Below are 7854 nucleotides of genomic sequence, written 5' to 3' on the forward strand. Positions count from 1 at the left end.
CAAAGGAAAACACAGTTTTCAACTTTGACAGTGCCGAGCCGCCTCCTGTATTCTGTAAATATAGTGAAAGGCGAGAGCAGAAAAGCCAAACTTGATTGAGATTTTTTGCCGAGCCGCCTCCTGTATTCTGTAAATATAAGAAAAATTTTCCTGTCTGGTTTCCGCCTGGGCCGGAGTATTATTCTATGATGTCAAGCGCTTTCAGCAGCAATTCATCGGTATCCGACGCAACCCCTTTCGGAGTTACATCCACATTCACATCGGGCGAAATACCCCTGTTTTGTATACCCTCCTTGTTGGCGAAATAAAATCCCTCGCCGGTAAATCTCACATGTACAGCCCCGGGCAGAACAAAGGTGGAGATGGGGCCGTCGGAACCCGCCGTGGGTGAGCCGACCAGAATGGCATTGGGGCAGTGGCGTAGAATGGCCACGATACTTTCGCCCATGCTCACGGTCTTCTCATTGATGAGTACGACCACCTTTCCTGAGTAACAGTCGGGATTCTCTTTCCCAAAATATTGAATGTCGTTCCACCGGACAACACCCGGGAAATCGGGCACGACAGAAGTCGTACGGGTGCAACCGACACGATGCGGCAGAAGGTAATCGGCCATATGGTGCAATAAATCACAGGGATAGTTCCGCATATCGATCACGATAGCTTTGGCATCCTTAAACTTCTCCATGACAAGCGGCAGGCTGTCGCTGCGGTACTGACCGATGGGCGAGAAATAGCCGATGCTGTCTGATAACCACTTGTAATAAGGCGCGTCGGAAAAAGATTTAGCCTTTCGCGGGAAATATTCTTTGGGAGTCAACCCCGATATGGAGACCTTCAGCGTTTTATGGTCCCGTTTTATATTCAGGTCAGTAACGGAATCCTTTTGCTGAATAAGATCCAGAGAAACGGCATACAGCAACGACCGTTCGTTCGACGCACTGATTATTCTCGCGTATCGTTTTACCAGATCATCTACCTCTACACCGTTTATCTGACAAACGACATCGCCCTTTTTCAGCGAGGTCTGCCCCTCGAAGTCATCGGTTACGGTAAGTTTCCGCTCTACAAAATCCCAGAAAACCGGTAAATAGTAACTCCTCTCTTCAGCGGGCAGTATCGAATCGGAATACTGGCGCGAGGTGTGATTATCCTTCAGACAGGTCCCCAGATAATCGATGGTGGAGCGATACTCTTCCGCATTTTCGGCGTGGACAAACAAGGGGATAAAGCGGGTTAAAACACGGTTCCAACTCTTGTCGGTAATATCCTTGCGATAGGGGTAGAAATATTCTATAATGTTCCAATATCGGTAAAGGGCCAGCAACCGGAAGCCCGCATCGGGATAAAGGTTGTCACCATATTTGGCCTCTGTCGGGAATGAATTCATGGAGCTCAACCCCTTGTTGTAGTAATGGATGGTTTGGGACCGGTCGGCATGCTTAATCGAATCCAACAGGTCGTATAACGGTTTATGAAGATGAGCGATTTCATTCATCCAGGGGAATGAAGGGATTGAATAGTACAGAGAGTCACAAGCCGGGAAATCGGTTTTTATATGATTCCCCTTGTCCAACGGCCCCATGGAACGGACTTTGTCGAATACCAATTCACAAACCTCTTTTTTAGACCGGGATTTCAAAACCTCGGGCAACCACCGGAACAATTCATAGTCCCAATTATATTGACCGTCGCAAACCATGGGGTGATAGTATTTCAGGAATCCCCAGATTTTACCGAGCAAGGCCAACTTGTCAATGCTGTTTTTGTCCGTGGGTATCGCGTGGATAGCCGAGCCTGCATCAAATTCATGATCCTCTTCGGCCGGATAGGTCTCCTGGGTCATTTCCACTGTTGTTTCAGAAATCCAATAAGGCCCGGCATCGGGGAACATGAGTTGCGGTATCATTATCTGGCTGTTGCTACTCAATGGAATACTTACCGTATAATCTTTCCAGTCGGTAGAGCCTTTGATCCACTGCATGGCCATGGTGTCCATGGCCGATACCGCCATTAGCAGCGAGTCGTTTGCCGATTGCGTCTTTACTCGCATCGAAAAGGTAACCCCGTTTTCTCGGTTGACGGGTAGTGTGGTCAATGTCAAAACCGACGGCGCTATGGAATCACGGGCTCCACAAATTTTCAAAGCCTTGCCTTCACCTGTGGGTAATGAATCTACGGTAAATCGATGGCTGTCACTGTTTACACTCCAATCCGGTGGAAGACCGGGTTGAGAAATATCTGAGAATGCGGTATGAGATTTATAAGTAACCTCCTGATTTTTAGCCTGCATATGCAGAACTAAAAAGGGGAGCAGTGCCGATAGTAAGAATTTAATATTCATGTATCTCTTTTTTTACGAAAGTACCAAGTTTCATTGAATTACACAAGTGCCGAGTATTGGGCCAGCTTGTCATAGATACCGCTAATGCCCAAAACGAGAAGAATCTACCTCTTTCTTTTCCTTGGTGATACTTCCGCCAAAGCGGTACACCAGTTTTACGGAAACCGTGCGGCTGTATTGTCCCATATTCAAGTCGATGTGTTGCCCGGCATAGCGGTTTTTCACCTTCATGCGCATGGTATCGAACAGGTCGGAGCAGTTCAGGCTCAGACTGGCTTTATCCTTCAGGAAGTTCCATTGGGCACCCACATTGACCGTAAAGACCGGTTTCGTATCGCTGATACCGGAAATCATGCTTGAGCGGTACATCGCGTCCAAGTCGAAACCCAGTTGGGACCCTACCGAGAAATGGTTCTGCATGGACAGCATGCAGGCCCATTTGTTCCGGTCGAAGGGAATATCCCAGAAGTGGTCACAGCGGTTGCGGTCATTGACCACGGTGGCATTTACCTGCGAGGAGAGCCAGTTCCCGATGCTGAACGGAATGTTGGCACTCATGCCGAAGGACTGGTAGTAGTTCCAGTTTTGCGTGCGGTACACAAGAGCCAGACGGTCTTTCGCCTGATACATCTCCATCGTGAAATAATCGTCGATGCGCTCATAAAACAGCGACAGCATATACTTCTGCAGGAAGAGGTAGTTGGCATTCACGCTATACACATTGGCAGGTCGCAGCCCTTCGATAGTCTGAATCTCTTCGTAGGCATTCATGTAGGTGGTGCTGGTCTGCATGTCCCAATAAGTGGGGTACTCCTTTTCCGACGAAACGCCCAGCATGAAGGTGTGCTTTTCCGACGGCGAATAGCTGAGACTGGCCTGCGGATAGAGCGACCACTTGTGATAGTTCCCGATGGAGTAATATTCGCCGGTTGCCGAGAGCGAAAGGTACAAACCGTTTGCAAACTCCTTGTCGAAGCCGGCATACAAGTTGGCTATCTGCTCGTAAAGGCGCGAGGTGGAGTTGTCCACATTGTCCTTTCCTTCCGTCTGATTGAAGAGCTGACTGTTTCGGTTGTCGGTATAGTCATATCGGACACCGTACTTCAAGGTCCAGTCGTTGGCCAGGCTGTGGCTCTGGTCGGCATATACCGAGACCTTGCGTATCTTCTGGTCCGAAGTATAGTCAAGCAGTTGGCGCGTATGGTCTGTCAGTTCGCTCTCCAGGTGGTTGTAGTCGTTCATCGAATAGTCCGTATAGTCCACGCCGAGATCCAGCCCGAAGCTCGAGGAGTAGCGGGCAAAGACATTGTGCAGCCAGCTGTCCTGCACCTTGTCGTTGTGGCTGTTCTGAAAATTCCCGTTCACATCGATGGTCCCCTTGCCGTTGCCCGACAGGGCACCGTTGTATCCCACACTCAGCGCATTATCCTCGTTTATCTGATAGCCATACTCGGCATAGATGTTATGCTTCCACCCCTTCGTGTTGATTTTCTGCCGCTGCGTGATGTCATATACTTGCCCGTCATACTGGTGCATGGAGGCCAGATCCATCACGGTCATGATGTGCGAATAGCCGGGGTTGTATGAGACATTCAGCGACGACTTGCCTTTTGTCAACAGAAAGTTTACATTGCCGCTGTAACTGCCGAAATACTGGTTGCTGTAAGTCGCCGAGAGTTCGCTTTGGAGCGTATTGTCGGCAGCCTTGGCCGTCACGATATTGATGGCGGCACCGCGCACATGATATTCGGGCGGCGTGTTATACATCACTTCGGCCGTCTGAACCTGCGAGGCAGAGGTATTCTTCAACATTTCAATCAGCTGTTCCTGGGTCAGGGTACTGGCCTTGCCGTTGAGGATTACCGTTACATCTTTTGCCCCGATCAGTGAGAGCTTGCCGCTCCGGTCCTGTACTCCCGGCAGCTTGCAGATAGCCTCGTAAGCATTGTTGACGATATGCTTTTTTGAGATGGCCGAAATATCATAACTCAGTTTACCCTGTTCCACGGTTACCAAAGGGCGTTCTCCCTCGACAACCACTTCGGCCAGGCTATGCTCTTTCGGCTCCAGTACGATGATGCCGGCGTCACGCGTCTGACCCTTTACCACCTGGGACTGATAAAACAGATGCTGGACGATGAGCAGATAGCGGTCTGCCATGGGTTCAAGGCTGAATGTACCGTCGGCTGCAGAGATGGCTGCGCCCAGGTAGGTCGAATCGGGCAGCTGCATGACGACGGTTGCACCCTCCACCGGCTGCCGGTCGGTATCTACTATTTTTCCTGTTGTTTGACTCCAGACAGGGATTGAACTGCAAATGAGAATAATCAGGCAGAATGCTGTCTTTATGAGATTCATAATGTCCTATTGTATCGTATGTAATCACATGTCACCAAGTGATTTATTTCGAGCCGTCGGGGTAGGGGCAGGCTTCGCCCGTAGCGATGTAGGTCGGGCGTTGGGCGTCGGTCGATTTCAGGTAGTCGGTCAGTTCCCGGGCCAGAGCTTCGGCAATTGCGGGTTGCTCGAGAGCCAGGTCGTGCTGCTCGCCTATATCTGCACGCACGTTGTAGAGGCGGCGTTGCTGCGTTTCCCAATGGTAGATGAGGTGATAGTCGCCTTTCAGAATCGACGAGTAGGCTCCGTAGCCCTCCTCTGTATTCTGGGTTTCGCCCCACAGGTTGGGGAAGTGCCACACGATGCTGCGCTCGTGACGGGTCGAAGGGTTGCGCAACACGTCGGCAAAGCTCACGCCGTCGGTCGTCTGTACGGTCGAGTACTCCTTCACACCGGCCATCTCGAGAATCGTGGGGAAGAAGTCCTCGATCATTACCCGTTGGTCGCACACGCTGCCGGCCTTGGTCACGCCGGGCCAGTAGACCATCATCGGCTCGCGCACGCCACCCATGAAGGCCGACCCCTTGCCGGCACGTGCCGGGTAGTTCTGGTCGCGGTTTTCACGGCCCTGGCGTACGTTGTTCAGCCCCTGTCCGCCGTTGTCCGACATGAAGAGGACGATGGTATTGGCTGCCACCTCGGGCTGGCTTTCGAGAAAGTCGAGCAGGTCGCCCAGGCTCTTGTCCATGCCCTCGACCAGTGCGGCATATCGGGCCTCGTTTTCGTTGAGGGGGGCATCGAGTTGGATATCGTAGCGGTTGCGGTAGTAGTCGCTGAATCGGGCATCGTCGTCGTAGGGCGAGTGCACGGCATAGTGCGACATGTAGAGGTAGAAAGGTTGCTGCCGGCTTATCGGCTGTTTCAGGGCCTCGATGGCTTCGCGTGTGAGTGCTTCGGTGAGGAATATATTCTGCCCGTGGTATTTCTCCAGGCCCAACACTTCGAAGGGCGAGCCTTGGCCGAAGTTACGCGTGCCCAGATAGCTGCCCGGTGCCCCGTTGGCCCCGCCGCCGATGTTCACGTCGAAACCCATGGTCGAGGGGTCGGCCCCCGATGTACCCTTGGCGCCGAAGTGCGCCTTGCCGCAGTGTATCGTGTAGTAGCCGTTCTGGTGCAGAATCTGGGGGAACGAGGTGATACGGGTCGAGTTTTTCAGGTCGGCGGTCAGGGTCGTGTGTGCCGGTTGTATGCCGTTGTAGTTCCACTCGGGCAGTTGAATCACGTCGCTCGAGGCGTCGGTCTTCTGGTCGTAGTTCAGGGTCCAGTTGGTCACCCGGTGACGGGCCGCATTCATGCCCGACATCAGGCTGCACCGCGTGGGCGACGAGATGGCACAGGCGTAAGCCTCGGTAAACTTCACCCCCATGTGGGCCAACCGCTCCATGTTGGGGGTACGGTAGCGGTTGTTCAGGGGAGTTGACTCGGAGTAAAACGGAACCGATGTATCTTGCCAGCCCATATCGTCGACCAGAAACAGAACGATGTTGGGCTGTTGTTGTGCTTGTATGAGACCGGTGCCGGCAAGCGAAGCCAGCAGCAGGGTGCTTTTCAGGGAAAAATTCTTTTTCATGTTGTGCTTGGTATTATATGAGTTTTCTCGGGAAGACCGAAAATGATTACAATGATAACGAAAATCCCGATTATTCAGGACTCTCGCTACATAAAACATGTTAATGCCCACTCCTCGAGCGGTGAACCGAAGGGGGAGCGGGCATTTGTATCGTGTCGTATCGGGCGGGTCAGGCTTGCCGCTTCGGGCGGTTGGCTGCGCGGGTCATGCTGAAGGCCCGTTTGTAAAATATGAATATGGGTATGGTGGCACCAACACCCAGCGAGAAGAGTACCGAGGCTGTGGTGATACCGTTCTTGAAAATCTCGAGCAGGTAGTGTATGGCCTCGTTGTCGTTCCCGCTGCTTTGCAGGAATCGAATGAGCGAGAATACCGTGCGGTAGGCATACATACCGGGAATCATCGGGAGCAGGGCCGGTATGTACAGTACCGTGGCCGGGCAGAAGATGCGGTATCCGGCAGCCAGGCTGAGCATACCTATCGAGAAGGCAGCGATAAACGAGGCCGAAGCCAGGTCGAGGCCTGCATATTTCAGCAGTACGAACCGGATGCTGTGACCTACGGCCGCCAGTAATGCTGCATACAGAATGGCCCGGCGGGGCGGGTTGGAGATAACGGCGAAGCCTATGGCTGCAATGGCAGCTCCGATGGCGTCGGCAATGACCGAGCCTAATATTTGCCAGTCGATCATAACAGTTTCCCTCCCATCATTAAAAGAGTGATACCCATACCGAAGGCGATGCAGACAATCAACAGCAGGGCGTTGATGAGTCGGGCGGTGCCGGCCAGCACATGACCTTCGATAATATCGATAATCCCGTTAATCAAGGGGACGCCCGGTATGAGGTAGAGCACGCTGGCACCGATAGCGATGTCGGGGGTGGTGCCCCAGTGCTGCCACATGGTAATCGAGGCGATGAGCGATGCGACAAATGCCGATATGGTGAATACGAAATAGTGGTTGAAGTGCAATATTTGTTTGATGCGGAATCCCACGAGCGTAGCCACAAATACGGCGGCTACCGCTATCCAGTCGCCGTTGAAGAGCCGGCAGAACGAGGCATTGGCAAAGCCCACCAGAATCCACACCGTCCACGGGTTCATGCGAGGTTTGCTCGTGATGGCGTGGAATTTCTCCCACAGCGTGTCGAGCGGGAGGTGGTTGTCGTAGGCTTCCCAGCTGAGGGCGCTCAATTCGGAGTTGAATTCAAAATTGATAGCCCCCGATTTCGCGGTACTCACCGTGCTGTATACGTGGGCGTTGTCCTTGCTTCGCAAGGTCATGCTGATGGTTTTGTGAAAGAGTGTCATGTGGGCTTCGAACCCAAACGACTCGGCTATACGGGCCGTGTTGCGCACAATACGCGAGGTATGTACGCCCGATGCCATCAAACAGGTTGCATATTCCGTGAGGAATTGCGATACCGATTTCAGTTCTTCGTGTACGTTGTTCACCTTATTGTAGTATTGACCAATGTTTCAGCGTGCAAAGATAGTGAAAGGCGAGAGCAGTGGCAAATGGAAAACGAAGTTTTCGACATTT

The 7854-nt window shown here is 52.4% G+C and carries 5 protein-coding genes; all 5 read right to left on the reverse strand.

Annotated elements, in window-relative coordinates:
• Nucleotides 1-178: 178 nt before the first annotated feature.
• Nucleotides 179-2344: a S41 family peptidase gene (locus Q1K76_RS11770; RefSeq protein WP_300133627.1), complete on the reverse strand. Its 2166-nt coding sequence runs from the start codon at nucleotides 2342-2344 to the stop codon at nucleotides 179-181.
• Between the two features lie 81 nt (nucleotides 2345-2425).
• Complete coding sequence (locus Q1K76_RS11775; RefSeq protein ID WP_300133630.1) at nucleotides 2426-4702, reverse strand: outer membrane beta-barrel family protein; 2277 nt, start codon at nucleotides 4700-4702, stop codon at nucleotides 2426-2428.
• 43 nt (nucleotides 4703-4745) lie between these two features.
• Nucleotides 4746-6311, reverse strand: a complete 1566-nt coding sequence (locus Q1K76_RS11780) for a sulfatase (protein ID WP_087407591.1) — start codon at nucleotides 6309-6311, stop codon at nucleotides 4746-4748.
• Between the two features lie 169 nt (nucleotides 6312-6480).
• Entirely contained in the window at nucleotides 6481-7002 is a 522-nt protein-coding gene (locus tag Q1K76_RS11785; RefSeq protein WP_258326937.1) for a threonine/serine exporter family protein, read from the reverse strand.
• Entirely contained in the window at nucleotides 6999-7766 is a 768-nt protein-coding gene (locus tag Q1K76_RS11790; protein ID WP_258326936.1) for a threonine/serine exporter ThrE family protein, read from the reverse strand. The genes Q1K76_RS11785 and Q1K76_RS11790 overlap by 4 nt, the downstream gene beginning before the upstream one ends.
• Nucleotides 7767-7854 lie beyond the last annotated feature (88 nt).

The sequence above is a fragment of the uncultured Barnesiella sp. genome, from assembly GCF_946496565.1.
Lineage (GTDB): Bacteria > Bacteroidota > Bacteroidia > Bacteroidales > Barnesiellaceae > Barnesiella > Barnesiella merdigallinarum.